34 protein-coding genes and 2 pseudogenes are annotated in these 26,901 nt (G+C 49.1%); 1 reads left to right on the top strand and 35 read right to left on the bottom strand.

Going from position 1 to position 26,901, the window contains the following annotated elements; translation table 11 throughout:
• Positions 1-8 precede the first annotated feature (8 nt).
• The 20 genes from C1A07_RS14095 to C1A07_RS14005 form a co-directional block, all read right to left on the bottom strand.
• Complete coding sequence (locus C1A07_RS14095; protein ID WP_101877655.1) at positions 9-1,151, bottom strand: sodium:solute symporter family transporter; 1,143 nt, start codon at positions 1,149-1,151, stop codon at positions 9-11.
• Complete coding sequence (locus C1A07_RS16565; RefSeq protein WP_101877654.1) at positions 1,133-1,480, bottom strand: sodium:solute symporter family transporter; 348 nt, start codon at positions 1,478-1,480, stop codon at positions 1,133-1,135. Before C1A07_RS16565 ends, C1A07_RS14095 begins: the two co-directional genes overlap by 19 nt.
• Complete coding sequence (locus tag C1A07_RS16250) at positions 1,470-1,619, bottom strand: hypothetical protein (protein WP_180952268.1); 150 nt, start codon at positions 1,617-1,619, stop codon at positions 1,470-1,472. Before C1A07_RS16250 ends, C1A07_RS16565 begins: the two co-directional genes overlap by 11 nt.
• A 72-nt stretch (positions 1,620-1,691) precedes the next feature.
• Entirely contained in the window at positions 1,692-2,750 is a 1,059-nt protein-coding gene (locus C1A07_RS14085; RefSeq protein ID WP_101877653.1) for a proline racemase family protein, read from the bottom strand.
• Between the two features lie 222 nt (positions 2,751-2,972).
• A complete protein-coding gene (locus C1A07_RS16870) occupies positions 2,973-3,272 on the bottom strand; it encodes a UTRA domain-containing protein (protein WP_101877652.1) in 300 nt (99 codons plus the stop codon).
• 5 nt (positions 3,273-3,277) lie between these two features.
• Positions 3,278-3,694, bottom strand: coding sequence for a GntR family transcriptional regulator (locus tag C1A07_RS16560; protein ID WP_101877651.1), 417 nt, complete (start codon positions 3,692-3,694; stop codon positions 3,278-3,280).
• A gap of 115 nt (positions 3,695-3,809) precedes the next feature.
• A complete protein-coding gene (locus C1A07_RS16715) occupies positions 3,810-3,962 on the bottom strand; it encodes a hypothetical protein (RefSeq protein ID WP_207654302.1) in 153 nt (50 codons plus the stop codon).
• Between the two features lie 677 nt (positions 3,963-4,639).
• The gene (gene cas2 / locus C1A07_RS14060; protein WP_101877649.1) at positions 4,640-4,930 is read right to left on the bottom strand and encodes a CRISPR-associated endonuclease Cas2; all 291 of its coding nucleotides are present in this window, start codon (positions 4,928-4,930) and stop codon (positions 4,640-4,642) included.
• Positions 4,931-5,057: 127 nt separating this feature from the next.
• Complete coding sequence (locus C1A07_RS14055) at positions 5,058-6,737, bottom strand: recombinase family protein (RefSeq protein WP_101877648.1); 1,680 nt, start codon at positions 6,735-6,737, stop codon at positions 5,058-5,060.
• A gap of 116 nt (positions 6,738-6,853) precedes the next feature.
• Positions 6,854-7,120: a DUF6870 family protein gene (locus C1A07_RS14050; RefSeq protein WP_054328128.1), complete on the bottom strand. Its 267-nt coding sequence runs from the start codon at positions 7,118-7,120 to the stop codon at positions 6,854-6,856.
• 123 nt (positions 7,121-7,243) lie between these two features.
• Positions 7,244-7,444 (bottom strand): hypothetical protein, encoded by a 201-nt coding sequence (locus C1A07_RS16485; RefSeq protein WP_227615036.1) that lies wholly within the window; start codon positions 7,442-7,444, stop codon positions 7,244-7,246.
• On the bottom strand, positions 7,434-7,778 hold the full coding sequence (locus C1A07_RS16480) for a recombinase family protein (protein ID WP_227615037.1): 345 nt from the start codon (positions 7,776-7,778) through the stop codon (positions 7,434-7,436). Before C1A07_RS16480 ends, C1A07_RS16485 begins: the two co-directional genes overlap by 11 nt.
• 344 nt (positions 7,779-8,122) lie before the next feature.
• Complete coding sequence (locus tag C1A07_RS14040) at positions 8,123-8,533, bottom strand: sigma-70 family RNA polymerase sigma factor (RefSeq protein WP_101877647.1); 411 nt, start codon at positions 8,531-8,533, stop codon at positions 8,123-8,125.
• Between the two features lie 451 nt (positions 8,534-8,984).
• A complete protein-coding gene (locus C1A07_RS14035; protein ID WP_101877646.1) occupies positions 8,985-9,446 on the bottom strand; it encodes a hypothetical protein in 462 nt (153 codons plus the stop codon).
• Between the two features lie 7 nt (positions 9,447-9,453).
• Positions 9,454-10,233: an ABC transporter permease gene (locus C1A07_RS14030; RefSeq protein WP_101877645.1), complete on the bottom strand. Its 780-nt coding sequence runs from the start codon at positions 10,231-10,233 to the stop codon at positions 9,454-9,456.
• Positions 10,234-10,235: 2 nt separating this feature from the next.
• Positions 10,236-11,021, bottom strand: a complete 786-nt coding sequence (locus tag C1A07_RS14025; protein WP_006874368.1) for an ABC transporter permease — start codon at positions 11,019-11,021, stop codon at positions 10,236-10,238.
• Complete coding sequence (locus C1A07_RS14020) at positions 11,014-11,940, bottom strand: ABC transporter ATP-binding protein (protein WP_007860248.1); 927 nt, start codon at positions 11,938-11,940, stop codon at positions 11,014-11,016. The genes C1A07_RS14025 and C1A07_RS14020 overlap by 8 nt, the downstream gene beginning before the upstream one ends.
• Before the next feature lie 134 nt (positions 11,941-12,074).
• Positions 12,075-12,992, bottom strand: coding sequence for a sensor histidine kinase (locus tag C1A07_RS14015; RefSeq protein WP_101877644.1), 918 nt, complete (start codon positions 12,990-12,992; stop codon positions 12,075-12,077).
• A gap of 5 nt (positions 12,993-12,997) precedes the next feature.
• Positions 12,998-13,690, bottom strand: coding sequence for a response regulator transcription factor (locus tag C1A07_RS14010; RefSeq protein WP_101877643.1), 693 nt, complete (start codon positions 13,688-13,690; stop codon positions 12,998-13,000).
• Complete coding sequence (locus C1A07_RS14005) at positions 13,683-13,871, bottom strand: helix-turn-helix domain-containing protein (RefSeq protein ID WP_025580818.1); 189 nt, start codon at positions 13,869-13,871, stop codon at positions 13,683-13,685. Before C1A07_RS14005 ends, C1A07_RS14010 begins: the two co-directional genes overlap by 8 nt.
• A 152-nt stretch (positions 13,872-14,023) precedes the next feature.
• On the opposite strand from C1A07_RS14005, the gene C1A07_RS14000 reads away from it, so the two are divergent.
• Complete coding sequence (locus C1A07_RS14000; RefSeq protein ID WP_101877642.1) at positions 14,024-14,380, top strand: helix-turn-helix transcriptional regulator; 357 nt, start codon at positions 14,024-14,026, stop codon at positions 14,378-14,380.
• Between the two features lie 201 nt (positions 14,381-14,581).
• Here C1A07_RS14000 and C1A07_RS13995 read toward each other — a convergent pair.
• The 15 genes and pseudogenes from C1A07_RS13995 to C1A07_RS13930 all read right to left on the bottom strand — a co-directional run.
• Positions 14,582-15,631, bottom strand: a pseudogene (locus C1A07_RS13995) (relaxase/mobilization nuclease domain-containing protein); the annotation flags it as partial.
• Between the two features lie 116 nt (positions 15,632-15,747).
• On the bottom strand, positions 15,748-17,550 hold the full coding sequence (locus C1A07_RS13990) for a reverse transcriptase domain-containing protein (protein ID WP_101875841.1): 1,803 nt from the start codon (positions 17,548-17,550) through the stop codon (positions 15,748-15,750).
• 577 nt (positions 17,551-18,127) lie between these two features.
• Positions 18,128-18,427 (bottom strand): annotated as a pseudogene (locus C1A07_RS13985) (relaxase/mobilization nuclease domain-containing protein); the annotation flags it as partial.
• Between the two features lie 141 nt (positions 18,428-18,568).
• Complete coding sequence (locus tag C1A07_RS13980; RefSeq protein WP_055246214.1) at positions 18,569-18,856, bottom strand: CD1845 family protein; 288 nt, start codon at positions 18,854-18,856, stop codon at positions 18,569-18,571.
• A 163-nt stretch (positions 18,857-19,019) separates the two neighbouring features.
• Entirely contained in the window at positions 19,020-19,367 is a 348-nt protein-coding gene (locus tag C1A07_RS13975) for a plasmid mobilization protein (protein ID WP_101877641.1), read from the bottom strand.
• Positions 19,364-19,534, bottom strand: a complete 171-nt coding sequence (locus C1A07_RS13970; protein ID WP_101877640.1) for a DUF4316 domain-containing protein — start codon at positions 19,532-19,534, stop codon at positions 19,364-19,366. The genes C1A07_RS13975 and C1A07_RS13970 overlap by 4 nt, the downstream gene beginning before the upstream one ends.
• Positions 19,535-19,544: 10 nt before the next feature.
• The gene (locus C1A07_RS13965; protein WP_101877639.1) at positions 19,545-20,144 is read right to left on the bottom strand and encodes a defense against restriction DarA-related protein; all 600 of its coding nucleotides are present in this window, start codon (positions 20,142-20,144) and stop codon (positions 19,545-19,547) included.
• 162 nt (positions 20,145-20,306) lie between these two features.
• Positions 20,307-20,675 carry a cysteine-rich VLP protein gene (locus C1A07_RS13960; protein ID WP_101877638.1) on the bottom strand — a complete coding sequence of 123 codons (369 nt, stop codon included), beginning with the start codon at positions 20,673-20,675 and terminating at the stop codon, positions 20,307-20,309.
• Between the two features lie 4 nt (positions 20,676-20,679).
• Positions 20,680-20,856, bottom strand: coding sequence for a hypothetical protein (locus tag C1A07_RS16245; RefSeq protein WP_015560018.1), 177 nt, complete (start codon positions 20,854-20,856; stop codon positions 20,680-20,682).
• Entirely contained in the window at positions 20,853-21,596 is a 744-nt protein-coding gene (locus tag C1A07_RS13955; RefSeq protein WP_101877637.1) for a DUF4366 domain-containing protein, read from the bottom strand. The genes C1A07_RS16245 and C1A07_RS13955 overlap by 4 nt, the downstream gene beginning before the upstream one ends.
• 2 nt (positions 21,597-21,598) lie before the next feature.
• On the bottom strand, positions 21,599-21,853 hold the full coding sequence (locus tag C1A07_RS13950) for a DUF4315 family protein (RefSeq protein WP_054328114.1): 255 nt from the start codon (positions 21,851-21,853) through the stop codon (positions 21,599-21,601).
• A gap of 13 nt (positions 21,854-21,866) precedes the next feature.
• The gene (locus C1A07_RS13945) at positions 21,867-23,570 is read right to left on the bottom strand and encodes a C40 family peptidase (RefSeq protein ID WP_101877636.1); all 1,704 of its coding nucleotides are present in this window, start codon (positions 23,568-23,570) and stop codon (positions 21,867-21,869) included.
• Entirely contained in the window at positions 23,551-25,920 is a 2,370-nt protein-coding gene (locus C1A07_RS13940; protein ID WP_180952266.1) for a VirB4-like conjugal transfer ATPase, CD1110 family, read from the bottom strand. Before C1A07_RS13940 ends, C1A07_RS13945 begins: the two co-directional genes overlap by 20 nt.
• Positions 25,868-26,263 carry a PrgI family protein gene (locus C1A07_RS13935; protein WP_101877635.1) on the bottom strand — a complete coding sequence of 132 codons (396 nt, stop codon included), beginning with the start codon at positions 26,261-26,263 and terminating at the stop codon, positions 25,868-25,870. Before C1A07_RS13935 ends, C1A07_RS13940 begins: the two co-directional genes overlap by 53 nt.
• On the bottom strand, positions 26,251-26,844 hold the full coding sequence (locus C1A07_RS13930; RefSeq protein WP_101877634.1) for an MT-A70 family methyltransferase: 594 nt from the start codon (positions 26,842-26,844) through the stop codon (positions 26,251-26,253). The genes C1A07_RS13935 and C1A07_RS13930 overlap by 13 nt, the downstream gene beginning before the upstream one ends.
• Between the last annotated feature and the right edge of the window lie 57 nt (positions 26,845-26,901).

The raw sequence follows: 26,901 nt of genomic DNA, 5'->3' as shown, positions 1-26,901 counted from the left end.
TTTATTCTTTAAACCTGTCCTAAGGCTGCAATTTCCTCATTAACTCCCCTGGCATTAACAATAATAGCATTGACGCCAAAGAAAGTGATGGCCGCCACAATTATGGGAGCCCCCATGGCTACTGCAAAACCGCAGGGAATAAAATTAAATACTACTGTTGCAATTACACCCATAATTGCTGCGGAAATTGCAGCCTCTTTCGTTGCCTTTTTATAAAGAATACCGCAATACAGGGGAAGAGCAATGGCCGTCCCCACACCAGTTTGTCCAATGAGATTAAAAAACTGCAAAAATTCCGGAGGATTACTAAGGTTAAACACCATACAGATCAGCACCACAATAACGGAAACTATATTAGCCACGCAAACCTGCCTTTTAATTGATGTATTTGGCTGAAACTGCACAAGCACATCCCGCCCCACGCCTTGACCGATTGCAAGCAGCATAGCTGTAGCTGTAGAAATGATAGCAGAAAACAGCCCCACCATAATACCGCAGGAAAGAAGCGGATGCAAAATACCAGTGGCAAGCGTCACTACAATATAATCTGCCTCTGCATTTGGATAAAGTACTCTTCCGGCCAACCCGCAGATTGGCAGCGAGCAAAATAACAGATTAGTGAAAAGCGTCAACAGTAAAAACTTGCCTACTGTTTTACGTGTTACATCCTTCATAGCAATATAATTGCTCATTAAATAAGGCTGTGCCGGCAAAACCAGTATGGCGAAAACAGCCATGCCAATAATGCCGGGGATACCGCAGTCCACCCACAGTCCATCCTGTGCGGCTTTTAGCATGTTTAGATCATAATTTGCCAAAAAGGCATCAATACCAGCAAATCCGCCGGCTTTCACTAAACCTGACACAATAAGAACTATACACAAAGCTACCATTAAAATACCCTGAAATGTGTCTGTCCAGGCCACGGAACGCATACCGCCAGAAACTGTACAAACACCAATAGCCACAGCGATAATTATTACTGCAATCTTAAAATCAATTTGTGTAAAATGCACCAGCAAAACAGCTGCTCCTTTTACCTGGGATACCAGACTCATAGTCAGACAAATGGCCATAGTCAAGCTTAAAAAAACTTTTAGAAATGGGCTGTCAAAACGTGCGCCAATAAACTCTATGGGGGGGTCAGACAATGCAGTTTTTCACACTGTAACCGCATTTTCCGTATAATCACTAACCCTACCAGCACTGAGCCGGGAACTAAAAAACAACCGAACCAAATATAAGGATAACCAATATATGACACCAAGGCAGGATCTCCCATAAACGAACCTGCACTTGCAAAAGAGGCGCAGTAGGCCATTGCTAATACAAAGAACGGCGTATTCCTTCCCCCAAGAAAATGCTCCGTGGCCTGATCCTTTGTTCCCTTTGATTTTTCTCTTGCCGACCAGGCTGATACAACTCCCAGCATAATAATAAACAATGCAAAATAGATACAAGCTACAACTCTAAGACTCATCCATCTTCTCTCCTTTCGCAAGTTTTTCTAAGATTTCATCATACCGGTCCTTAGGCGTATGCATCCACTTACAGATTAATATGGTTATCCCAGTACATGCAGCAAACATAATTGCAAAATAAACATAACCAAGCGACATATTTTTACCTCCTTCATATATGCTGCGACAACCTTAAATGTTTAAGCTGCCGCAGCTTAATATTAATGAATTCTACGCCCAAATATCCCCCATTTCATAGCCTTCTGTTAATGGATCAGCAGGATCCAGCACCCAAGTTGTATAGCCTGTAATCCAGGACTGTCCCTTCAAAGTAGGAATAACAGCAGGATAATCGCTATAAATATTTCCCAGATCCTCTACCAATGTGCCAGTGTAAACTGTATTAAGAACTCCTGCATGGCGGAAAGGCTGATTCAGCTTTAACTGTCCTTTCGCATAAAGCACAGCCATTTTAGCGCAAGTACCTGTGCCGCAGGGGCAACGGTCCAGAGGCGCTGTCCATGTCGAAGGATCATCCCATTTAAAGTCGCCGGAAACATTGGTAACAGCATTTTTCCAATCTGCATTAAAATCATCAGCTGGTCCGGACAATTCTGCAACAGTAATTCCAATCCCAGGATAATCAGGATGGCTGACTGGAAGCTGTTCCTGCGCCGCCTTCCGAACCATGGTGGAAATTCTGGCAATTTCCGCCCCATTTTCCGGCCTGATTTCTAAATTTTTAAACTGGCGCACATCAAATATTACAAAGAACATTCCGCCCCAGGCTACATCTACAACCACTTTTCCCAGATGAGGAACGTCGATTTCCTTATCAAGATAAACAGCAAATGCAGGTACATTCTTAAATTCCACGCCAGTTACCTTTCCATCCTTACACTCTGCACGAATACCAATTAAACCTGCCGGGGCCTCCAGCATAAATTCTGTTATTGGCTCCTTCATAGGAATCATACCTGTCTCCAACAAAACCGTTGCTACAGAAATCGTATTGCCCCCAGACATAACCGGATACTCTGACTGCTCCATAATAATAAAACCAGCTGCCGCTTTAGTATTTTTTGCTGGAACAATCAAGTTACAGCAAAGCGGCGGATATCCTCTGGGTTCTCTTAACATCAGCAGACGAAACTGATCATCATATTTCTCCAAATATTTCATCTGCTCATAAACTGTATTGCCGGGAATATTAGGGATTCCGCTAGTCACCACACGCATCGGTTCTCCAGAGTGTGTCTCCACTGCCTGAAACATTCTGCTAAAACTCATTGTGCCGTCCTCCTTTTTATTTTTGTTAATGAAATTATAACAATGCAGCCCCTAAGAAACCATTGACGTAAATACCAAGCTCAGCCGGAGATTTTTATAAAGAAGCCACTAAGGCAACCAATTTATGAACCAATTTAAAAAAGTGGTCCGAAAAACTCGAACCACTTGCCCACTGGCAAAAGCACTAAATATTTTTCAATTTTTTGTGAAATCTGTATAATTTCAAAAGATTCCATGATTCTGGATGTAAGTAAAACGTGATCGCTCTGTTGTATGGTAACACTGAAAATACTCTACCGGAAACACCAGTTCATCTATACGCCCCCAGGTAGTAGATTCAAAAAGCAAAATTGGCAGATTCTGCGGCGTTTCTAAAAGTTCAGCGATATCTGCTCTGGGCAGAACCGGCTGAACATGGTGAACTGTTTGTGCAGGAATAATATGATAGCAGTGGCGCAAATGCTCCGTAATACTCTCATCCGTAAAATTAAAACCAACAAGGCCTTTAAAAAGCGGCAGCATGGGAATTAAGATACTGTATAATCAACAGGTTTTCCATTTGCGCTGCGCAGGATTTTCAGTTTCAGTACCTGATCACCAGTGTGAATGTGAAGTTCACCAGCCACCTTACGCCCGGCTTTTATAAGCTCCTTAGAAACTACGGACAACTCTGGCGTCATCCCTTCTTCCACAATAGATTCATTGCTGTTGGTAATAGAATAGATAGATGTTGACGGATTCGCACTTTTAACAAAAGTTCCCTTGCCATGAACCTGATAAATATAGCCTTGTCCAATAAGCAGCTGTAAAGCTCCCCGCACTGTAGATCGCCCGGTTTTAAACTTTTCCATTAATCTGCGCTCACTTAAAAATTTTCCATCCTGCCCATACTCCCCAGTATCAATCATACGAATCAGAGATTCGGCCAGTTCTTCCTGTTTCATATCATTTTCTCCTTGTACCCCTAGTACCACTAACCTTTAAAGTCACTTTAAATTCCCTTTATTATGTAACTGACAGCCAATGAAAGCTTTGACATTTTCACTTAATGGCAAATATTTAAACTGGCCATATCAGTCCGTGCTCATACAATGTATCAAAAGTGTTTACATTTACAGCTCCACCATGCTCTACAATTTTTTCATCTACTACTTTGTCAATATCCACTCTGGTAAATCTTAATTTTTTTGGTTCAGCTTCATGCCAATCCATTCTCCCTGGTGGGCTCGCATTATAAACTCAGAGACCACTGAATCACCTTCAATATATTGCCGGATGATTTTCATTACATAATCCGGGTGTGCTTTCTTTACATCTATATGACTCATTCTGTATTCTGAGACTTTATTTTGGTTCTGTTATTAAGTTGCGCCACAGAAACTAAAATTGGGGATTACTATAGTATAACTGTACAAATTTCAATTTACACTCCCGTAAGGGGGAGTGACTTAGCACCCCCTACCTTACATTCCAGTGTTTGTGTGATTTCAATCCACACTCCTCAAAGGGGAGTGACTTATTAATGTCGCACTTTACACGAGTGCGCAAGTTGGTTTCAATCCACACTCCCTCAAAGGGAGTGACTGCCAGCTTAGTCGCTATTGCAGCTCTCTTAATAATTTCAATCCACACTCCCACAAAGGGAGTGACTGCAAATTTGACTAAATTCCACTCTGATTTTTCAACATTTTTACCAGATTTTTTAGTCAAGTTTTGCTTAAATATAATTTTGTTTCATATATTTCTGCACATCAATCAGCATTTTGTACACTTTTTCAGGTGCGAATCCCCCAGCGTTTTCATGTGCGCTTCACACTCGCACCTGTTTCCATATCTTTTCCCTTAAACTTAATTTCTGATTTCAGTATCACTACAAATCACTTCTGATTTTACAATAGCAATGGTTCTGTCACATCAAATCCTGGTTTTATTCCAATATGTTCTACCTTATTTTTATAGCGATCTCCTAGATAATAAAATCGTAAACTGTCTTTTTCCTGGTCAATAATATCCTCTAAAATCGCCTTAATCTGTCTGCATTTTGCCGCGTCAACATTACATTCAAAAACAGAATTCTGCACTCTCTGACCATAATTCTGACACTGCTTTGCAACTTTTCTAAGCCGCGTTTTTCCTGCTGTCGTCTCTGTATTCACATCATAAGTAATTAATACCAGCATAAATACCCCCTCCTATTTCCAAAAAAATGGCGGATATGCATCTATATCTCCCCTCAAATGTCTGGCAAGTAGCATATGATTAACTCCTATTAGGAAAACACACTGTCAAAGGGGTATGTAGCGGGGGTTAGCCCGCTACTGCGGGTTTTGTGGTGTTGATTTCAATGTATTCTGCTATGCGTCTAAATTCATCCGCAAACTTAAATCTCACACTAATGTTTCCATTCTCATAAATCTTGATATGGTCGATCAGCTCAACGAGAAGTTCCCGGGAAAGCTGGTCGATATTTTGATGCTTTGTAAAGGCCACCAATGCGGGATGTTCACTCTTTACACCGTTTGCCAGTTCTGACCGTTCAGCGTTCAGCCGGGCCAGTACATCCGTAAGAGTGATGGTCTGTCGCTCATAATCGGCCTTCATATCCCGGTAGTCCTGCTGGGTAATTTCCCCGTCTTTCCAGTCTTGATAGAGGGACTGCTTGTAGCGGCTGATTTTTGCCAGTTCCCGCTCTTTCGCAGCAATCAGTTCTTCCAAACGGATGGACTGGCTCTTTTTGACCGGGGCGGTGTTAATGCGGGCAATCATTTCCGAGTATGAAACAGCCAGATGGATTTGCTGTTGTACCGCAAAGAGGACAGCAGCCTCCAGACGGTTATGCTTGATTGAGTGCATTGTGCAGGCTGTCCGGGAGCGGTTCTTGTAGGTGGAGCAGGCATAGTACACATTATTGTTGTTGCCTACGCTCCGGGTAATTGCCCGCCCGCAGTCAGCACATTTCAAAAAACCGCTGAACAGGTGGACTTCCCGGCCTTTTGGAGAAGTACGGGTATCCCGCTGTAAAAGGGCCTGTACCTTATCAAAGGTTTCATAATCAATGATTGCCTCATGCGTACCAGCTACTTCCACCCATTCTTCACGGGGAACGCTTTCAACCTCGTGTACCTTATAGCTTTTTACCCGACTGCGGCCCTGTGCCAAATCCCCGGTATAGGTGGGGTTCGTCAGAATGGAGTGGATCATGCGGGCTCCCCACATAGGATCGTCATATCCTCTTGTTGAAACGGGTATGCCCTTTTGCAGTTTATAAGCCGAGGGGCTGGGTACGCCGTGTTCATTCAGATACAAAGCGATGGCCCGTTTCGATGTCCCTTTTAGGAACAAAGAGAAAATAAGTTTGACGATTTCAGCGGCATCGGGATCGATGATTAACCGGTGCTTGTCCTTTGGGTGCTTCACATATCCATAAGGAGCAAATGCGCCGATGTACTGACCGTTGCGCCGCTTGTAGTCAAATACCTGGCGAATTTTCTTTGAGGTCTGGTAGCAGTATTGATCGTTCATCACATTTGTAATCGGGACGATAATACTGGAAACGCTGTCCGGGTTGAGATAGCTGTCCACATTTTCAGCAAGACTGATAAAACGGACACCCATCTGAACAAACAGGTTATCAATCAGACTTCCCGCATCGCTGTAATTTCTTGCAAAACGGGAAAGGTCTTTTACTACCACGCAGTTTATTTTCCCGCTCATTACATCGGAAAGGAGCCGCTGGAAATTCTCCCGGTTGGCGTCCGTTCCTGTGTGTCCATCGTCTACATATTCGGAAACACTTTCAAATTCTCCGATATGCTTCTGGTAAAAGTCATTGAGCAGATCACGCTGGTTGATGACGCTGTTGCTGTCGTCCTTTCCCTTTTTCAAGTCCTCCTTGGAAAGCCGGATATATTCGCCCAGCCGCCAGCGGCGGACGGTATAAGAGGGAGAGAAACTCTGCTGCAATCCTCTGTTTTTTGCTCGTGCCATTGTTCCTCCTTCCCTATCACATTACATCTATATTATACCTCTGCCCGGGCGGGACAACAAGGATGCCTCCGCCTCGGGACACTTTGTCTCGAAGTAGAAAGGGGCCATAACCGAAGTTACAGCCCGCTTTTTTGCCGGAGCAGAAAGTCCGTCAGCGTGTCCTGCAAGGACGGCCCGCTTTCCGCAAATTCAATTTTTACACCGATCCCGCCGATGCAAAAGCAGTATGGATTTTCTACCGCCTGCAAAAACAGAGCGATCCGCTCCTCCCGGGGGAGAGAGGTGTCAAAGGCCATACCGCTCACATCCGGCAGGGACTCGGGAGCCACTGCGCCGATGTCAACGCTTTTCATTTGTTCCAGTTCCTTTGCCGTTAATCTCACGGTAAAACCTCCTTATCAAAAATAGGATACGCCTCCCGCATATCGTGGGGAAACGCAAGAGGGCAGCACCCAAACGATGCTGCCCTCTTGCCTCACTCCACCTTGGGACACAATGTCTCGAAGTCAGAAAAGGCTTTTTTGATAGTGGGCCTCGGCCTCCTCCAGAGAAACAAAGTCAAACAGCTCATGAAGCTCGGCCATCATACGGCGGATGTCATCACTGGAAAAGCCGCAGTTTTCCATCGCCATAATCACATAACCACGGCAGGCTCCGTTGCTCCACGGCTCGGCCATCATAGCGGACAGCGCAGGATCAAATGTCATGTTCTTTTCCTCCTCGTTCTCTTTTTCGATTTTGCTCCTTCAATGAAACAACCGGGAGCTCCTGCAATTCCTGTGGGAAACGCCCGCGATATAAGCGGTTATAATTTGCAACCAAAATCACATCGGCGTTGCCCTCTTTCAAAGTCTGGATCACAGATTGCAAGCCAGGACGATCCATTGTCCGGCCATGATACCCCACATCCAGATATATCCCCGCGATTTCTATGTTGTTTTTCTTCGCATAGTCCATGAGATATAGCTGTTGTCCCTTAATTGCATCAAGGGCAAAAGAAGTTTGAGGGCCATCTACTCGGCAATATAGCACCGCTTTCATATCGTCTGCCTCCTGCTTGAAATTTAAGGAACGCCGCTCCCATTTTCTTGCCCTGTCCAAAGACAACCATACTCAGAGCGGCGTTCCCTCGCAGATAAGAGGGCGGCCCGGGGGGACAGGCGGCTAGCCTGTCCTATGCCGGATCGTGGCCGTGGGTTGGCCCGGCCCAGTTGCGGCGTTGGTGTTGTTCGCTCATTCTTCCAAAGAAAAAGTCACAGCGCACCCGCCGCCCGGCTCCTCGGACTATGCCCGGGGCCGCCGCTGTTTATCTGCGGAAAGAAGAATATCTCCTTTCATAAACCGAGACATTTTTTCATCATTTCCAAGTGGGGAGAATGAAAAAATCAAAAAGTTTTTTTCATGCGCTCAAGGCCACGCTTGATCGACTGGCGGACAGACTCCTCATGTACGCCCTCGGCCTCGGCAATTTCCTTGATGCTCTTTCCAAGAATGATGTGGGCATCAATCCTGCGGCCCTGGATCTCCGGCAAAGAGTTGAGGGCGTTCCATAGACGGATGAACAGTTCCATACGCTCCAGTAGCTCCTGGGGCGTTGGCTCATGCAGGCAGGCGGAATATTCGATCCCGTCATCGCAGTCCAGAGAATACTGCGCCTTATGCCGGGAGAGCCGCCGCTGGTAGGCCATTTCGTGCCGGGCATCGGCAACAAACACTTCGGCTACCTCGTCAGAAACCTCGGTAAACTGATCCTGTGTGTACCAATAATAAAAATCCTTCAGATTGATTGTAGTCATAAATAAACCTCCGTTTCGGTGTTGAGTGGATGAGTGACCGAAACGGGGCTCGGCGGAGAACGGCATCCCGGGGAGCCGCCCCGCACCTCGGGACAATTTGTCTCGAAGTACAAAAAAGCGCCTGGGCGACACAAAGCCGCACAGACGCATGAAGTTACATATTCATTTATGTACTGCCTAATTTCACTTCCATAACCAGACTGTCCCGGAGGGGGAGCTACGCTTTTTTTAGCTGGTGTAGATCATGGGTGCTGTGAAAAAAGGCAAAAATAGACACGGCGGCAATCCTCCTATATGCCGCCGTGGATTTACACGGTGTTAGGTCGTCGTTGGTTTAGGATAGACGAAAAGAAACGGCGGCTCTGAAAATCAAAGCCGCCGCTTCATAGGCGCGTGGAAATGTGTCTGCTTTACGACGGCTTTTTTTCTTTTGCCGTCGTCCGGCAGAATGTTATTCAATATTCAATTCAATGTTTCCAGTAAAGTCCTCACACTCAATGCCGATATAATTTCCACCATCAGGAAGTGTAATTGTGTCACTATAAGTTCCGGTTGTTTCAATCAAAGTGACTGCTTCATCCGATCCAGAAATCCAAAATACTTTTGCAGTACCTTCCGTAACCTCCAAAGTGCAGTCAATAGACAGCTCCTTACCGGCTTCTCTCTTTATGGAAGTTCCTCCGAACAAATACTCTGTATCTGAAAAATTCTCATAATCAGCCGTATAAGTTCCCGTATAATCATCGATCCCTTTTTCTTTTGTTCCTTCCAAAGATAACTTTCCTGTAAGCTCTATGGCTCCAGCTGACTGAACGATATTATTATAATGGTCGAGAATTTCATCTTTTGAACAGCCAGAAATCATAAAACTTCCCAAAATGACAAATGCTAATGCTAAAACTATTTTCTTCATAAAATCATCACCAGCCTTTCTTTGGTGCTACCTTTTTGACCTTTTTCTTTGTTTGGGTTGCTTCTCGCTCTTTCATGCACAAAATCAAGATGGCAGAAATAACGACAGCAAGCACAAGACTGCAAGAACAGGTTCCGATATTCCAGTTGACTGCGGTATCATAGCTACGGTAGCCTACCATTCCGAGACTTGCGGTAATCGGATAAAGGTTTGCTAATGTCATATTTCCTGCGGCAAACATCCCTCCATATCCATAGACAAAAGCAATGATTACACCGACTAAAAAGCTGCCTGCCCTCCGACAAGTAAGAGCGATAATCGGCAGAACCGCAAGATATAAAAAGAAATTAACCGCGGTAATCTGCAAGGTTGCTTTTAGTGCTAAGGAAATTTCAAAGCCGGGAAATCCCACAATCATTTCTGCTATGATTGTAAACAGGCTGCATATCAGCCCGAAAATAATAGACAATACGCCGCACACAATCAATTTTCCGGTCAGCAGTTTCTTAAAAGAGATCGGCACAGTCAGAATATTTTTCAATGTGTCATCCGTCTGCTCACGAGAAATCATATATCCAGCAATTAGGCTGATACACATCGGAAAAATCATGGACATATTGTTTTTGATGACCTGTTCTGTAAGATAGGCGAAATCCCAAACGGAACCATCATTCGCCATAGAGGTAAACAAGGTCAGCAGGACGGATAGGAGCATGAGTGCAACGCCCGCCCAAAGGATATGATACCTTTTCAATTTATAAAATTCTGTTTTTACAATGCGAACCATGTTTATTCCCCCCTCTGCTTATATAATCTGTCAATCAGTAAGAACGAAACTAATGCCATGATCCCAAGAATGAATACAACTTGAAATGTTGAAGGAATTAGCCCTGTCATTTGCTCCAAGTCCATTTTTATTCCATGAGCCGCCATATCTCCTGCACTCCAAAATGTAGTCAGTGGCGTGGGCAGAAGCCATAACATGGTTTTAGGCAGTGTGTCAAACAATGCTGTAGCACTCATGTTCAGAACGCTGTAAAAGACACACAGCAAAATGGAAAAAACATAGGTCTTACTGAAAAAGACAACAAGGACAATCAACGGGAGTGTTCCTGCCGTAATGAAAATTCCTGTTTCAACCGCTAAAAACAATTTATAGCCTATTCCATAAACTTCTAATGTTCCAAATCCGCAAAGAATTGTTGCAATGGTAGAAGCCACACAAAAAACAATTCCAAAAAGAAACAGGACAATAATCTTTGCAAGTACCATTTGCGTGCTGGTTACAGGAATTGTACGCAGATTTTTGAATGTATCGTTGTCGCGTTCCATAAAAAACAGGATAGCGGCAATCACTCCAATAATGCAGGGCAGTAAAAACTGGATACCATATCCCAGCACCATATTAAATAGTCCGTCGAAAGCATCTGCCTGATCCGTATATCGCTCCATCATAGAGGGCGTTGTCATCAGATAAGTCAGCGGGATTGGAAACAGGAAAGCAGCCAGAATAATCAGCGGAATAAATTTCTTCCGTTTCAATTTCAAAAATTCGCATTTGATTAGTTTAAGCAATTCCTTCGCCCCCTGTCACACGCTTGAAGTAATCTTCAAGACTTTCTTCACAGGTATGCGCCTCCGATACCTCCAATCCGTTTTCTACAAAGGCAGTTACAATTTTCCCCACAGGCAGATCAAGGTTGTGCAGGCGCAGATTGTGGTCGTCCTGTATAGAAAAATGGTTTTCATGGAAATTGCGTTCCAAAATTCTTGCCGCCTGTGCAGTATCAGAGAGCGTAAACCGGATATGCTTACTGCTTTTTTGCTCCAACTCAGCAAGGCTTTCTTCTTCCAGCAATGCGCCGTGGTCGATAATTCCAATATCGTCAGCCAGCAAGGAAATCTCCGAAAGAATGTGACTGGAAATCAAAATGGTTTTTCCTCTTGCGTCGCAAAGTTCCCGAATAAAGGATCGTACTTCTGCAATACCAATGGGATCGAGACCGTTGATCGGCTCATCCAAAATCAAAAGCTCCGGATCGTGCATAACAGCAAGGGCGATAGCAAGCCGCTGCTTCATACCAAGAGAATACTGTGAAAAGAGCTTTTTATCTTTGTAGGGCAGTCCTACCAGATCCAGAGCATCCTTGATGGCATGATTGTTTGGTACGCCCCGTAGGGTAGCAAAGATACGCAGGTTCTCTGTGCCGGTCAGATTGGGATAAAAGCCAGGGGACTCAATCAGGCTTCCGATACGGGGTAACAACTTCTTTTCATTCCCCTGCAAAGACTTTCCCCAGATTTTGACCTCCCCGGAAGTCGGCTTCGTTAAGCCCAACAGCATTTTCATGGTAGTGGTTTTTCCGGCTCCGTTTCTGCCCAGCAGACCATAAATTCTCCCACGCTTCACATGGATATTTAAGTCAGCCACACTCTTTTGTGAGCCGTATTGCTTCGTCAGATTTTTTGTTTCAATGATGTAATTTGTATCCATATTCAAAACCTCCTGTTCTGTAAGGTATTCTATCACGCCAACCTTGCATTAACCTTGCCGCAACCTTGCATTAACCTTGCAATTTGAAATCCAGTAAAATGATAAAGGCTCCCGCCATAAAGACGGGAACCTGCTTAACTCTCCAAAGGAAAAAGCAACATAAATTCAGTTCCTTTTCCCGGCAAACTTTCAACTGTTATACTCCCACCCATCTTTTCTACAAGCTGATGGACAATAGAAAGACCAAGACCGCTTCCTTTTTCGGAACGGCCTTTATCACACTTATAAAGCCGTTCAAAAATATGTTTCAAATCTTCTTTTTCAATTCCCACCCCATTATCCGCCAGCAGTAACTCCATGTTGTTTTCCTTCTTTGACAGGACAATTTTGATTTTGTCCGCATGACTGTGAGCAATTACATTTTGAATGAGATTATTGACGATCCTCATATAGCTGTCCATATCCAATCTTACCCGGACAGGCTGTTCAGGAATATCAATGTCATAATCAACCTGTTTATCCTCAAAAATCGGTATCCAGTCGATCAGGATATTTCTTGTCAGCTCTGCGACCTCAAGGCTTTGGATCTCCAAAGCAAACTCGTTGGAATTTAACTTGAACCAGTCAAAAAGCACATCAATATATTCTTTCAGATCGTGGGCCTTCCGGCGGGCGGTTTCGATATAGTCATCCCGGTCTTTTCCCGTGACAAGCCCTTTGTGTGCGGCGTCAAGATACCCAATCAGAGTGGTAAGGGGTGTCCGAACATCATGGGAAAGGCTCGTCATAAGCTGGCGGTTGGTTTCCTCTGTCTGCCGGACAATCGAAAGCCTGCTTTCATAGGCCACAACGATCTCATTGATTTCATAGGCAAGAGGGGCTGTCAGTTCATTTGTTGCAGACAGAATACGCCGATTGCCATTTCCGTTTTTCACATCAACCAACACATTGGTCATTTCTGCTATTTGTTTTTTTACACGCTGAACTAAAACAATGGAAGTCAACACAGCCCCAATAGCAATCACAACGGACAAGAAAACGATGATTTCCATGCTGGCTACACCTCCTTATTAAACCGGTAGCCAATCCCTTTGACCGTTTGTATATACTTTGGGCTGGAAGGATTGACTTCTAATTTTTTACGAAGCCGACTGATAATCGCCATAATGTTACTGTCATCATAGAAATATTCTTCGCCCCATACTTCCTCATAAATCTGCTGTTTGGTCAAAATTTTCCCTTGATGTTTTGCACAGTACAGGAGCAGATCAAATTCCTTTGGGGGCAGTTCAAAAGTGCCGTTTGATGTAGTAACAGAACGATTTTCAAGGTCAATCTGCAATCCGTCAAAATCCAGTTTTTGCACAGCTCCGGCTTGATGATTAAAGCGGGTGTAGCGGCGAATGAGGGACGCAATACGGGCAATCAGTTCGTCCATATCAAACGGTTTTGTCAGATAATCGTCCGCCCCGGCCCGTAAGCCCCGCACTTTAGAAATGCTGTCATTTTTGGATGTAAACATCAAAATCGGCAGGCTGTTCTCTTTGCGGATTTCTTCCAGCGTTTCAAAGCCATCCATACCGGGCATCATCACATCCAGCACCACAAGCTGATACTCCTGCTCTTTTAATTTCTGCAAGCCCTCTTTTCCGGTATTACAAAAATCAGCTTCAATATGTTCCGATTGTACGCTGCGTTTAATCAAAGCGCACAGTTCTCTGTCATCATCTATAATCAAAATTTTATTCATGGCGCAGCTCCTTCCCTTGTCTTGTCCGGCCATCAATCGGCTTCTCCGCAGTTTTAGGGATCAGCCAAATACCAGCCATTTTCACAGCGCCGTGGATACGCCCACCAGCACAATAATAATTTACCCTACGAGGTGTCACGCCCCACTTTTCGGCAGCCTCTTTCAATGTCATATAGTCCATTTTGCACCTCCACAGGTATATTATAGTTCTCTGCCTCGAATAATACAAGTTAGAGACTACATAGAAGCGAAATAAAATACTACTTAATGTAAAATTTCATTACATTCTCATAATCTAACACGAAATGTAGAATGATATAGGGTGATATGAGAATGAACCAAAATGAAAGAAGGTTTGACTTTCACGGCCTCGGGGCGGCTCTCAAAAGAGCCAGAGAAGAAAAGGGCTGGACACAAGCCTATGTTGCGGAATTAGTAGACCGTGACTCCCGTACTATTATGAATATTGAGAACAAGGGCCAATATCCCAGCTTTGACCTTTTTGTTAAACTCATTACTATGTTTGACATTTCGGTTGATCAGTTTATTCATGCGGACGGAGGGGCGCAGACAAGTTCTTGCAGAAAACACATTGATGTGCTTCTAAATTCTATGAATGAAAAAGAGCTTGTCGTGATAGAAGCCACAGCCGAGGGCATTAAGAAAGCCAGAGAAACGGAGGAAGCGTAAGAAAGCGTGACCTTCGTTTTTTTGCGCCATGTAGCGGAAGCGCACGAAATGGCAAGCAATTCGGGTGTGGCCACACTCCGAAATTTTTGCTGGCCGCAAGCCCGCAAAAATGCTTGTTGGGGAGCTCCCCAAACCCGCTGAACTTCGGGACAAATTGTCCCAAAGTCCCGGCGCTATGCGCCTGTTGTCTGCGGCCTGTCGCTATCGCTCCTGGGCCTTATTTTCCCGCCCGTCCGTCACGCCGAGCAGATGATCTATGTTCGCTTTGACCGCCACAGCCTGCCGCATATCCGCCTGGGCCTTGCGGTATTCCGCATAGAGGGCTTTTTTCTTTCCCGCCAATTCCTGGCGGGACTTTTTCATATCCGCCATCTTTGGCAGTTTTGCACCGTCCAAAAGCTCATTCATAGTGGCCCGGGCCGCCCGGTAAGCGGCAAGCTCCGCCTCATGCTCCGACAGATATTTTTTACTGTACCGGGCCGCCTTGTAACCGTCAAACACATGCCGGGTTTTTGCGTAGTCCACAGTAGCCGCCATGAGCCCGGAGGTCTTTTCCAGCTCCGCCTCCGTTTGCCGTAATTCCTCGGACAGCGTGTGAAAACGCTCGACTGCCTTTTCTGTACTGGCCGCCAGCGCCTCATAGTCCATCAGATCATTTTCCCGCAGGTACTGGAGCGCAGCAGCCATCTGTTTCAGATTGTAAACCTTGGCCCACCGTTCATAGGCCGGGCCCTTGCCCTGTGCCATGCGCTCTTGAATGTCTATAATCAGATTGACACGACGGGCAGAAGCCGGGGCCTCCTGCGGGAGCTCCGGGATCGGACGATCCCCGGCAATCACAGCCCGGATGTCCTCGGGATCAAAACCATCCCCGAGGGTGGATGCCCGCAGGCGGGTGAGCTTATCCTGCCCGGGAGCAAGGAAGGAGATCACACCGCCACGGCCATGCTTTACCAGAAAGCCGGACTCCTCCATAAGCCTCAGAAACGCCGGAAAATCGGCGGGCTGTTTTTGCAGGGACTCCACGATGGCCAGCCGCACCCGCTGTTTTGCAGAGGGCGGTTTTTCCCCAATCCACTGGCCATAATGGAGATACCGGCCCTTGCTGTGCTGTTTTGGATTTTGGATCACAGAGAGGTCATGCTCAATGCACACCCGGTCAGAGAGCCGCCGCAGGGCAAAGCTGGAGCCGATAAAATTATGGAACTTCCGAGAGCGGTCAAAGGCCGTTGAATTGAAATAAATGTGGTGGAGTAGGGAAGCACCGCCTTGTCACATTGCTGTGATAGGTTTGCGCCACCCTCTCCGGGAACCGTACGTACCCCTCTCGGAGTATACGGCTCTGTTACTGCTCATTCAGACAAAACTCACTTTTTGTGGATAATACTGCGGTGGCAATCCCTGCACACCACAAGCGTTTTTCTGTGTTTGGCAATCATTGCGATTTCCCACCGTTCCTTGCCTTTGAGATTTTTGAGTTTGTTAATGTGGTGAACCTCGTAATGGTCGCTCTCTGTCGTTCCGCATAACTCACAGACCTTTGCTTTCAGCCGGTTTTCAAGGGTATTGACTGCGTATCCGTAGACAACGGCAGCATTGCTGATGTAATCCGTAGCAGGGCCCTTGCCTTTGCAGTCGGCGTAATTTGCGAAGTAACGCCTTTTGTCTCCCTGCTTCGTTTCATAGGGTATACCCCATTTTCCTGTGCCATCATTAAACTTGTCAATGGTTTTGGATAGGCTGGTTTTATGCTTTGAAGCAAGGGTTTTTAAGCAACTGTATTCCATAAGGTAGGCAAGATAGTGCAGCTTGCAAAAGTTGCTTGCCATACCATAATAGTTGCATATTCCTCTTAACTCCGCATTGTATACTGAAACGATTTCTAAGTCTGTGAGCCCAACCAGATATTTCCGATGAACTGGAAACATGGAACCATCTTTCTTCTGTATCGCCACACCTTTAGTGAAAACGAATTGACGGATTTTATCGTTAAGTGGCACCAACAGTTCTACACCCCCATTGAGGGTACGCATTTTTACATGACCGGGGCCACCCCGCTTTATTTTTCCGCTTCTGCGCACACGCACATCATAGCCTAAGAACCTTGCACATTTACTGCTATGGGTTATGAGCGTTTTATCTTCACTGAGTTCCATTTTCAGTGTATCTCCGATAAACTCGGCCAGTTTGCTCTTAATCCATTGACAGTCCTCACGGTTTCCCTTGACTGCTATTAGAAAATCATCCGCATACCGAACATATTTCAGTTTTTTGTCGGTCTGCGCAGTGCAGGGAATGGTCATCAGTTTCTGACGTTTGGGCTTATACTCTGCCAGCACCATTTCCCTTTCCTCACCTGTTACTTTCGTCAAGCGGTGGGATAGCCGTTTGATTTCATTGTGCAGCTCTCGGTATTCAGGTGTGATTTGTCCCACTCCGGGCGTGTCAAATTCGGATTTCAACTTCATTACAAACTTGTCCAATTCGTGCAGGTAGATGTTGGCGAGTAGCGGAGAAATGATACCGCCTTGCGGTGTACCGCTGTACGTCTTATGGTACTGCCAATTCTCTAAATATCCTGCTTTCAGGAATTTGTAAATCAGCTTGGTTATCCGAGCGTCCTTGATTTTATTGTTCAGCAAGCCTACAAGAACAGCGTGGTTGATGTTGTCAAAGCAACCTTTGATGTCGCCTTCAACAAACCAACGCGTACCGTTGAACTCCCGTCTCAACTGTTTTAAGGCCGTATGACAACTTCTTTTTGGCCTAAAACCGTGGGAGACATCCAGAAAGATAGGTTCATATACCGCTTCCAGTATCATCCGCAACACTTCCTGCACCAATTTGTCAGTAAAGGTTGGTATACCTAAGGGACGCAGCTTTTTGCGGTTATTCTTCTTCTGGATATAGGTTCGCCTCACCGGCATGGGCTGATAGGTTTCGTCCGCCAATGCTTTGATAATACTATCTATTTTGGCTTCACTGAAACCGTCCGCCGTATCCTCGTTTACTCCTTTTGTTGCCGCACCGTTGTTGGCATACAGGTTTTTGTATGCCACAAAGTAAATGTCAGGACGCAACAGATGGCGATACAGTTTTGTAAATACTTCTTCTTTATTTGCAAGTGAGTTTTGACTGATTCTTGCTAAAATTTCCGTTGTTGGCTTCATGTGAGGTTTTCCTCCCTAATCAACTTCTAATTTTAGTGCGCAATAACTGTGCCCCTTCGCCATGTAAGGGTCATTACCCCTCTCGGACTACTACGAGCACTCCGTACCCATGCAGGATTTTCAGACTCCAAAGCCATAGCCGCTTTTTCATTCCCCCTTTCGTGCGGCACTCCTGGTTAGGGCATCCCCGGTTAGCAATGAGACTTGGTAAATTCGGATTCTCGGTATCGCTTTCGCTTCGTTGCCATAGGTTCCCCTACAGGTTGTACGGAATGGTTGATAACCGACAAGCCCACAACCATAACTTGCCTTTTCCGTACCAGAGGTTTCAGGCAATTTTCCTCTATCGGCACATAACAGAAACTGGAAGCTCACGTTCAGTAAATCCAACTTATACCTTATATCCGATTAACATTGCGGTTCAGTCGCACCCGATTGCCTTTAGGTGACTTACCGCTTTCCAGCCGTACTGTGTTCCCGTGTCAGCTTTCGCCTTTCGGTTAGGCTGGCTGTTTCCCGCGTTATCTTACGGGGCAGTACCTCATACTGCTTTTCTCATTGCCCTATCCGGGCGTACATTGTGGAGGTGCCCCTTGTCTGTGTGGGTGCAGACAAAAAACTGATACTTTCCCTTTGTCCAGCGCATGGCCGTTTCATAGCCGATCTGGTTGGCCTCCTCCGCTGTCACTTCGCCGGGCGGGAACGCCTGCCGGATTTGAAAAAACAGGGCTCCACGCTCTACGGCCCGGCCTGTTTCCGCCTGGTACTGGCTCTTTACCAGCAGAAACTCAGCGGGAGCCGTGGCCGGATCGCAGAGGTATGAGGACAGGGCTCCCAGCTTTTTCGGATTAAGCCCATAGTCAAAGCGTTCCTCCATTGTCTGGACAGCGCCTTTCCCAGCCGCCACCTTGTAGGGCCGGATATAAGTTGTAGCCGTGAGCACACCTCCTTCCAAAAGAAAACGGCGGCTGTCCGTCCAGCCGCCGCAGGGGACTTCGGGACAAATTGTCCCAAAGCGTTATCCTGTGATAAAACTCTTTAGCGAGTAGTTGAGACTGTCCAGCTTGTCAATGAGCCACTCCGCCACAGCGGGCAGACCAAAGGGCGAAACAGCAAAGGCGATCACAAGCCCCTGTATGCCCCAGCGATCCCCCGTGAATAAAGCAAACAGAGCTCCGATCAGACAGAGAAAGGACAGGGCGCAGAACACCCATGACGCAAAGGAAAAAGCAAAATTCAATACTGCCACAAGGAGCGTGAGGGCCAGAACAAAGGGGGCAGCTAAAAGTTTCAGAATGATCCGCATCGCTTGATACCTCCTTGAAAAGTGTGGTTTATGGTTCCTTACATGATAATTATACCTCTGTCCGGGAGGGACAACAAGGATGCCTCCGGCTTTCAGCACCTCGGGACAAATTGTCCCGAAGTAGTGAAAACCGGGGAGCGGCATACGCCACTCCCCGGCAGGATCAGAGCTCCACTAATGCGGAGAGCTTTTTCAGCAGATCGGATATCGGCCCCCACAGGGCGGCATAGTCCCGTTGCAGGGCGGCGATCTCCTCGGGGTAAATCCCGCCGTAGGTGTTGGCCTGGATCGCCACTTGATTGAGGTTGTTTGAGCACCGCCGCTGGAGCGATACCAGCTCCCGGACGGGCGAGAGGTCAACATGGAGCACATAGCCATTGAGGGCCATTTTCCGCATATAGGCCCCCATATTGCGGATGCCCGCCTCGGCCATGCGTTGTTGAATAAGGGCCTGCTCCTCCTCGGACACCATCACATGGAGATGGATCGGGCGGCGGCGTTTCTTTGTCATCGTTCCTCCCGTTCCCGGCTCCGGCGCTTGTGGGACGGTTCCTTAACCTTATCCAGCTCCTTTTCCTCCGGGGGTGGGGCCTGGTTATTGAGAACACCGTCCAGCATATTGTAATTGTGCTCGGTGGCGATCTCCGCACTTTTCATCGGGTTATATCTTTCTTCCATACAAATCCTCCTATCGGTCGCCCCGGTCGGGGGCCTTTTTCTTATGGATGGGATTGCCCTGGCTGGCTTCGGCCAGAGCTCCGGCCTCTTTCATCTGCTGGGCAATCGAGAGGGGCCTGTCATCGTTTTTTCGGGATAATTCAGAAATTACGGGGGCAGGACGGAGCTCATAGTCAGACGCCTCCTTTTCGGTCAGCGGCCTTGTATAAGTCAGATGCCCCCATGCCAGAAATGCGCCGCCCTCCACCGGGATGCGGCGGTCATAGTTGACGATCTCATCCGGGGCATTGTGGGGCGGTTTGGGGAATGTCCCGATGTCCACAGGCCGCTGGGTAGAGTAATACTTGTAAAGGCCGGGGGCCTCGGTCTGCACGATCCCCACATGGTAAAGCCGCTGATAGTCCTTTATCCGGTCTGAAAAATCCTGTTCCATAGCGGCCAGATCGTTGCCGTAATGTCCCCATTCATACTGCCGCTGGCCGTTCTTATCATCGTAACAGGCCCATGTGACATAGGGGGATGGGGCTGTGGGATGATGCCCCAGCGCAAAGCCCCTGCCATTTTCCAGCATCACAGCCTTCAAAATGGAATAGCCTTGATTTTTGTCCATAGTACCTCCTCTCAGAAAGCGGGTACTTCGGGACAAATTGTCCCAAAGTCCCGCTGTATGGATGTTGACAGCATCGGGGCAAACGGGGCCAGACCGTAGAATGATACGGCAGGCCAACGGAACGGCCCCGGAAAGCCTTGCTATAAGCGGGTTTTGCAGGCCCTAATTGTCAACGGATGCACCCCGCTTTTTCCGCATATATTCCCGTTGCTGGCGGCGGTGGGCTTTCTTTGCACAGGTCGCCGAGCAGTACGCCTGCCGCCTGTCCGGGGGAACAGGCCCGCCGCATACCGGGCATATCTTAAAATCCGGTCTTGGGCCCTCGCTCATAAGGGAGGCTTCCAGCGCCGGATCAAGGGGCAGGACGGACTCCCGGAAATAGCGGCAGTATGATCCCGTCCAGCATTTACCCAGCATATAGCAATCGCTGTCCAGCGGCAGGCATCCGTATTCCCGGTCATAGTTGGCGCACCATGTTACCACAAGAGAGCGGATCGCTGTCTTTTCCTTGCGTGTCAGTTCACGGGACAATCCATCACCTCCCGCCAGCCCCGGCCTTCAAAAGCTCCTTGTAGCAGGACACACAGGCGATCCCCCGCCAGTAACAGCAGCCACAACAGGCGGAGCCCCTGGGCGGCCTGTTCTCGGCGGGAGCCTGGGGACGGGGTTTTTCTTTCATCATTCGTTCAAAGGGACTGCTGGTAAAATTCATCTGATTTCCTCCTTTTCTTCGGTTTCGTCCTCCTCGTCCCACGGGGGGCCGTCATCTTCAAACTCGTCATAGTCCGGGTACTCCCCACCATCGTCCTCCTCGGGCTGGTCAGCCTGCTGGTGTTTCGGACGGTAAATCTTGAAATACCATGCGGCCCCGCCGCCGATGCCCATGACAGCCAGCACCAAAAGGATCATCCCGGCGTTGCCCGGCTTCTCGGGTTCCGGCTCAGGCTCCGGGGCAGGCTCGGGCTCCGGCTCTGCGCCTACGCATTTCCCCATATTGACAGAGCATACCGGGCAGTCGGTATTGACAGCCCCCGCCGCACATTTCTCCGGACAGGAGCAGACCGCCTGTTCCACGCCAGCGGCCTCGGCTGCGGCCAGCAGATCCCCCTCATCCACAACGCTGAAAAAGTAGGTTTCATACTGTTCGCCTTCCTCGTCCACAGGCTTGTCATAATCAATGACAATGTAAAAGGTATTGCCGCCGCTGGTCTGGACGGTAATAAACTGCTTGTTGGTGTGCTCGTCATAGAGCAGATCACGGGTTACAAGGTTTCCCTCCTCGGAAAAGCCCTCGCCCGGCGTAATAGTCGGCTCCGGGGCCGGGGGTTCCATTGTGGGATCGCCGTAGTCCTCGCCCTCGCCGCCGCCTGCGTAGGCATAGGCGGGAACGCTAAAGCCGCATAACAAAACAGCGGCACAAAGCGCCGCTGTCAAAACTCGAAACCGTTTCATATTCAGTTTTCCTCCTTTTCCTCATCCTCGGACTTCGGGACACTTTGTCCCAAAGCCCCGCCGCCTTTCAGCTTTTCAAACAGCAGGGGCAGCTCCGCAAGGGGGATGCTCATGCCACGCACGATGTCCACGATCTCGCTGTTTTCCGCCTCCAGCTTTTTCTGCTCCAGCTCCTTGAGCCGGGCCTGCTGTTCGCTGATTTTGGCCTTGACCTTATCAATCTCGGCCTGGATTTTCATGCTTTTTGCTGTTGCCATAAATGACCTCCAATCATGGTAAACGCCCGTAGGCGTAAAAATGAGACTGCCAGTAGCTTGTATTTAAGTTTGCATATCCGATGGGATCGCCACAATGGAGCATCCGCCCATCGCCTACATAAATCCCACAGTGGCTCACGCCCGGGGTATCATAGGTTCCCTTGAAAAACACAAGGTCGCCGGGCCTTGGGGAGCTGGTCGGAGTACAGATGTTGTAAAGCCCCTGCGCCCCAAGGCGGCCCACATTCCAGCCGGAATGATTGATCACCCATGACACATAGCCGGAGCAGTCAAAAGATGTAGACGGGCTGGAGCCGCCCCACACATAGGGATAGCCGATGTATTTCTCTGCCTCCGAGAAAATAGCGGCGAATGTTTCATCGTCCAGATATTCCCCCGGAACCTCATAGCCCTCCGGCGGGTTGGTAATGTATTTGTCCACATAGGGGGAGTCGGGAAACAGGTCGGGACGGTTGCCGAGGGTGGACATATAGATGGAGTACCGGGACATCTGTTCTTCGCTCAACAGGGAAACAGGCAGGTGGGACAGGTTTTTGTTTTCCAGCGTCACATAGCAGATGTACCACGAATAGGGTTCATCGTCGCTGTCATAGCGTGTCTCCACCTCCACACGCTCCGTCAGAATATACTGGCGGTCAAAGAGCATTTGCAGGGAGCCCTCCACCTGTGAAAGCGTCCATTCCCCCTCATGGAGCGCCGACAGCATGGAAATAAGCACATAGGGATCGTGTTCGATCTCGTCCAGATCGAAGTGGTACTCGTCATAATCGTGGGTACTTTCGTAGGTATCAAGGTAGGTTTGCAGTTCTGTCTCCAGCCCGGCATAAGCCGCCTCCGCCCCTAAAATTGCCTCATCCTCAGAGGGGTAAGTGGTGGCTCCCAGCGCCCCGGCTCCGGCGTTGCCGATGGACACCAGTGAGGACGAACAGGACTGGAGCAGGACGATCACAAGGACACAGGCCAGTGCCAGCAGGCATCCGACTGGATGGCGCTTCACAAACCCGGCGGCCCGGGCTGTCAGCTTTTCCGTGGCGGCGGCTGTTTTCCCGGCGGCTTTTGCGCTCTGTTTTGTGGCCTCCTTCGCCCGCTTCTGGTATTGCCTTCTAAGCCGCTGTTTCTGCCAGTACCGGGTAAAATAGTTTTGGGAAAGCTCCGGGTGCTCCTGTGCGGCGGTGTGGAAATGATAATCCGCCGCCGCTTTCTGATACCTGGCCTCGGCCCGGCTGGCCGCCCTTGCCGGATGCTCCCGGACTTTGCGTTTTACAAATCGGGAGCCATGCCGCAGGACAACCTCCCCGGCAAGCTCCGAGCGGTGGGCCCCTTCGGTTCCTACATTTTCCTGCTCCACCTCGTAGAGCTTGCCATGCACAAAGCCGTGAACGCCCCATCCGGCGGCCCCCGCCGCCTTACGGATCGGGCCTTTTTGTTTGGGCGGCTTCTGCTTTGCCAGCTTTTCCCGGGCGGCCTCCCGTTTTTCGCCCCGCTTTTCCATGCGGAGCTTGGATGCCGCCGCTTGTTCCTGCTGGCTTTTCTGCCGGAATTTTGACTTTGGGACACTTTGTCCCGAAGTGCCAGCCGCCCCGGGCTCCTGTTCAGAGCCAGCCCCAAAAGCAGGGCCGCCGGGCTCGGCAGCCCCGTTTCCGGGTTCGGTATGCGTTTGGGCCTCCGGGCGTGGTTTATTCGGTTTTCGCTTCATTCTTCATATCCTCCGGTCGGGTGGTTAAGAGGTCATAGATTTCCCCCTTCGGGAACCGATCCACAAACGGGATGGTCACATTCCCGTAAAACAGCAGGCCCTCGCCGGAATTAGAGTGGGTAATGTAGGAAAGCTGGTGCTCGGAAATACCGAGCTGTCTTGCCAAAATCACCCGGTCACTCTGCGCCTGCGAGAGCAAAATCATAAAGTCGGTGTTGTCCAGAATGTTCTCGATCTCCCGGCTGGCCAGAAGGTCTTTCACATTCTGCGTGAGGGCGCTGGGAACGCAGCCTTTCTTTCTCAGCATTTTCCACACCGCCACAAAATAGCTGGCGGTCAGCGGATCACGGAGCAGGACATGGAACTCATCGAAATAGCACCATGTCGCCACGCCCTCCCGGAAGTTGGTATCTACCGCCTGGGACACAAATTCATTTGTGATGTGCATGGCGATCTTGCGGAGGTTTTCTCCCATGTTTTTCAGCACGATACACACCACCCGGCTGTCGGTTTTCACATTCGTGGGATGGTTAAACAGGTTGAGGGAGCCGGTGCAGTAGAGCTCAAGGGCAGTTGCCACACGCCGGGCCTCGGGCTCCGGCTGTTTTAAGAGCTCCTCGTACAAGTCCTGCAAAAGCGGGGTTTTTCCCGTATCAAGCCCAAGGGCCTGTTCCCGGTACACCAGCCGCACACAGCGGTCAACAACTGTCTTTTCGATGGGCTGTAAGCCTTCCTTTCCGCCTACCACCAGCTCGCACAGGGAAAGCAGGAAATCCGCCTTCATGGAAAGAGGGCTCTCCCCGGCGGCCATGTTGAGCTCCACATCCATCGGGTTTAGGTGGTGGGGGCTGTCCGGGGCAATCTCGATCACCTGTCCGCCCAGCCTGCGAACCAGCGGGGCATATTCGCCCATCGGATCAACAATGATAATCCGATCCTGGGGAATGGTCAGAAAGACATTGAGCAGTTCCCGCTTTGCCGCAAAGGATTTTCCCGAGCCCGTAGAGCCGAGGTACATTCCGTTGGCCGACTTCAGCTTTTTGCGGTCAGCCATAATGACATTGTGGGAAAGGGCGTTCATGCCATAGTAGAGGGCCTGCCCGTCCATCCGCAGCTCCCTTGTCATAAAGGGGATAAAAATTGCCGTGGAGCTGGTTGTCATACCACGCTGGATCTCCACTTCGTTGTAGCCGAGGGCCAGCGAGGACACAAAGCCCTGCTCCTGTTGCCAGTCCAGCCGCTTGAGGGCGCAGTTGTATTTCTGTGCGATGCCGCCCACGGTAAACACATCATTTTCCAGCCGCTGGCGGGTAGGGGCCATATTGACTACCGTAAAAGTCAAAAGGAACATTCTCTCGTTGCGGGACTGGAGGTCGGCAAGGAGCTCCGCCGCATCCTTGGAAAAGGTAATGAGGTCGGGCGGGAGAATGTCGGGATCGTACCCGGCCCGGACAGCCTTCCGCTGTTCCTCCACCTTCATTTTCCCGATGTCGGAGATTTTTCCCTTGATGGTCTTGATCGCCTTTAGCTGATCCACCGTCTGGATATGAAGGGTTACGGTCATTTCCGCATCCAGCTCCAGAATTTCTGCCAGCAGTTTATCCGAGAGCTCAGACGCTAAAATCTGCAAGTAGGAAACAGCGCCCCAATACTGGCCCACCCGGAACAGGCGGGAGTGCCGGAAGTCAAAGCTGTCCGGGGCGATATAGTCCTTGGTGCCGAGCCCCGTCTGCGGGATGTCCTTCCATGAAAAGCGGAACGGTTCCCGGTTGCCCGGATGCATCTGGCTGTGAAGCAGGGCCAGCCTTGCCCGCCCGTCCATCGGTTCACAGGGAACGCCCAGCCGCTTAAAGTTGCCCATCACATCGGCCTCCACACGCTCCAGACGGGGCCGGGCCTCCACGATCCCTCCGGCTGGGATGCCGAAAGTAATGTACTTGGAGCGTTCAATCCCGTTGTTAGACCGGGCGATCTGGTTTTTCAGCATCCCGGTAAATTCCTCCCGGACGCTGTTAAAATCATCATCCGCCTGGGGAATGTTTACCTTATAGCGGCTCCGGGAGTGGGAGCGGCGGTTGATAAAGGAAAGCTGGAACGGCAGGGAGCTGTCAAAGTAGTTGAGGAATGAGCTCCAGCCGCCAAAGATTGCAGTCTGATCCTCGGTGGATGCCACGGAATAATTGATGTCCTCATATTCCACGGTCTTTGTGTAGAGCCCGCCGGGGAGCTTGCACACCCCGTCCAGGTGCATCGCCACATAGGGGATCGTCTGCTGGGCGGACAGGGCCGCCCGGGTTTTAGCCTTTGCGGTTTTTCTTCCGCTGGTTGGATTTGCCTTTCGCAATCGCATCCTCCTTTCTCACAGCGCCCCGCCCGGCAAAGGGGGCGTAAATGTTTTGTGTCTGATAGGGCCTGACTCCGGGCCGCAGAAACCGGGCCCGTAGGATGTTTTTCAGCACCTTTTCCGCCGGGAGCCCGTCTTTTTCATACATGGCCAGAAGAAACGCCGGGAGCATCACGGCCAGCATCAGGAACATGGCCCCGGTATTGCCGATAGAGCCCCGGGCCAGCAGATAGGACGGGATGCCCACTGCCGCCGCACAGCCAAAACAGATGAGCTGGCGCTTGGTAAGGTTTAGGGCCATTTTGGTTTTTACTTTTGACAGGTCGTTGGGTACATTCACATAGGGCATGGATCAGCCTCCTTTCCGGCCCCGGCATCTTTGGGACACTTTGTCCCGAAGTCGGGGATCGTGCTTTCCACTTCATTTCCCCACACCTCCCAGCCGGGCGGGGACTGTCTGGCAAAGAGCTCCACCCGGGGCAGGTCGCCCATAAGGGCCACGATCTTTTCCCGGGCCTCGTCCGGCTTTTTGCTGTGGGCTTCAATCGGGGAAATGATAAACTGATGGATATTTGCCGCCTTCCGTTTGGGATGGCCTCTGGTAGCCAGCAGGCAGATCTCCGCGTTTCCCCTCGTCCAGAAGCCAAGGCCATAAAACCAACTGTCCGCCTTTTTATTCTTTTTGAGCCACACAAAGGCCACGGACTTATAGTGAAAGCCCCACGCCTCTATGAGCCGCAGGGCCGCCGGAAGCTGGGGGAAAGTCGCCCACAAAAAAAGTGCGCTGTCCGGGGCGGCCAGATCAGCCACCGGGAGCGCACACAGCTCGTCAATCCCCATTGTGGGATAATGGTTTTCTGCCGCCCCCTGTACCTTACTGCGCTGATACTGCCAAGGGGGATCGGCGTAAATGATAGAATATTTTTTGATTTTTTCACGCTCCTTTGCATAGAAAAAACCGCCTGCATTTTTGCAAGCGGCCTTGTA

The organism is Lachnoclostridium edouardi, assembly GCF_900240245.1.
Taxonomy (GTDB): domain Bacteria; phylum Bacillota; class Clostridia; order Lachnospirales; family Lachnospiraceae; genus Lachnoclostridium_A; species Lachnoclostridium_A edouardi.
Note: the sequence above shows the minus strand (reverse complement) of the source record. Positions and strands in the feature narration are given on the sequence as shown.